This window comes from Bacillus sp. SIMBA_074 (assembly GCF_046534555.1).
GTDB classification, from domain to species: domain Bacteria; phylum Bacillota; class Bacilli; order Bacillales; family Bacillaceae_G; genus Bacillus_A; species Bacillus_A mycoides.
On the sequence record NZ_JAWRYM010000608.1, the window covers coordinates 1 to 267 of the forward strand.

The following is a 267-nucleotide window of genomic DNA, read 5'->3' on the forward strand; positions in this document are numbered from 1 at the left end:
GTGAAGGATCGCCCGACCGGACAAACAGGCGTTTTCATTATTTGTCAAAGGATGATAATGCTAAACGGCTAAGTACGGCTTTCGATTCTGTAACTTTGTATGGCGAGGATCCTGATCATCGGCCTGATATCTATGGAAAGGTAGGGGAAAGCGGAGTCAGTATCTGTACGTTGGATGACATGAAAAAGCTTTATGCAGGCTTTGACCTTTGCCACCCCTCAACCTCTGTATCCATGACCATCAATGGACCGGCACCGATCATTTTGG

1 protein-coding gene is annotated in these 267 nt (G+C 46.8%); it reads left to right on the top strand.

Annotated features, from left to right (window positions below; genetic code table 11):
- Positions 1-267 (top strand): methylmalonyl-CoA mutase family protein (locus tag SB773_RS32180; RefSeq protein ID WP_410594421.1); only part of this gene is annotated, 267 nt, incomplete at both ends.